This is a genomic window from Variovorax sp. 679, assembly GCF_003952185.1.
Taxonomy (GTDB): Bacteria; Pseudomonadota; Gammaproteobacteria; order Burkholderiales; family Burkholderiaceae_C; genus Variovorax.
Genome location: NZ_RXFS01000042.1, coordinates 1 through 1,230, shown reverse-complemented (window position 1 = coordinate 1,230; position 1,230 = coordinate 1). Strand labels below are relative to the sequence as shown.

Here is a 1,230-nt window from a genome sequence, read left to right as displayed (position 1 = left end):
AGACACCGTTATGCCTGTCAAGCACTGACTGCCTTGTGATGGTTCGCATCGAAGGGTTTGCCCGACTTCAACACACCGTAGGCGATGGCCAGCAGCTTGTGCATGCAGGCCACGACGATGAGCTTGCCGGGCTTGTTCTGCGCCTTCAGGCGCTGCCAGAACTCGGCCACCAACGGGTTGTATCTGCCGGCCACCATGGCCGGGAAGTAGAGCGCCTTCTTGAGCTCGCGATGCCCTTGGGGGTGCGTTCCTCGCCGCTTGTCCAGCGAGGTTCCGGACTGCCTGATCATCGGCGTGAGGCTGGCGTAGGCAATCAATGCCTTGACGCTCGCGAACCGCTCGGGGCGACCGATGTATGCCAGCAGCTGGGGAATGGTTCTGTCCCCGAGGCCCGGAATCGAGGCGAGGAGCTCGCCACGCTGCCGCAGGTCGGGGTCGTCATCGATGGTCTTGCGGATCTGCGTGCGCACCTCCTCGATGGAGCTGTCCAGGCTCGCGACGACCGCCATGAGGGATGGCCTGACCGAGTCATGGGCCACCTCCAGACGGTTCAGCTCACCTTGCCTGAGCTCCAGCAGCGTATCCAGCCGGGCCACCAGCGCCTGCAGGGATCGCACGGCCGCCGAAGGTGCCTCCCACAGCGCCGGGGCCGTCCTGTCGCAAAACCGCGCCAAGGCCTTCGCATCGCCCTCGTCGGTCTTGTTGCGCACCCGCTCGAGTTCCATGAAGCGCTTGACCTGCAGCGGGTTCACGACCGAGACCGCCACCGCGTGGTCGTGAAGAAAAAGCGCCAGGCCCTCGTGGTACGTGCCTGTGGCCTCCATGCAGACATGGGCTGCCGCCTTGCCGCCGGGCAGATTCGACTCCAGCCATTCAAGCAGCACCGCGAAGCCGGCGGCATTGTTGGGGAACACCTTGGATCGATATTTACCTTCCGACCTCAGCCATGCCACATCGAGCTTGGCCTTGCTGATGTCGACTCCTACGTTGCATGTCACCGCGCTACTCCTTGGCTCAAGGATCAATACGCCACATTCGACATGCACAGCCTGATATGCGGGGTCATCGCAGGCCAACCGGCCAGCGACGCCCCAAGACACCGTTCGAGCTACAGCGTCGAATCCGTCCGGCTCCCCAGTCTTTATTGCGGGTTGGTCGACCCAAGGAGGAGCACGGGTTCGCCGGACGGGCTCCCTTCAGCGCTACGGGAGCGGGAGAAACAATATCAGG

1 protein-coding gene is annotated in these 1,230 nt (G+C 63.4%); it reads right to left on the bottom strand.

Features of this window, described 5'->3' with window-relative positions:
* Positions 1-17 precede the first annotated feature (17 nt).
* On the bottom strand, positions 18-998 hold the full coding sequence (locus tag EJO71_RS34210; protein WP_171022588.1) for an IS110 family transposase: 981 nt from the start codon (positions 996-998) through the stop codon (positions 18-20).
* Between the last annotated feature and the right edge of the window lie 232 nt (positions 999-1,230).